At 57.1% G+C, this 252-nt stretch carries 1 protein-coding gene; it reads left to right on the forward strand.

Annotated elements, in window-relative coordinates; all coding sequences use genetic code 11:
• A partial coding sequence (locus tag FSO04_RS46140; protein WP_267905130.1) for a reverse transcriptase domain-containing protein occupies positions 1 to 252 on the forward strand: 252 nt, incomplete at both ends.

A 252-nucleotide genomic window follows, 5' to 3' on the forward strand; every position in this document is an offset into this window, starting at 1 on the left:
GGCGCGTGCTGCATCTGATCCGGATGTGGCTGGAATGCCCCGTTGAAGAAACCGATAATCGAGGCCGGAAGAAACGTACGACGGAGGCCAGAGACAGCAGACGTGGCATTCCGCAAGGCTCACCCATCTCACCACTGCTGGCGAATATTTACATGCGCCGGTTTGTGCTGGCATGGAAAAGGCTCGGACTTCAGCGCAGTCTTGGTAGTCGAATCGTGACCTACGCGGACGATCTGGTGATCCTGTGCAAGC

This window comes from Paraburkholderia madseniana, assembly GCF_009690905.1.
Taxonomy (GTDB): Bacteria; Pseudomonadota; Gammaproteobacteria; order Burkholderiales; family Burkholderiaceae; genus Paraburkholderia; species Paraburkholderia madseniana.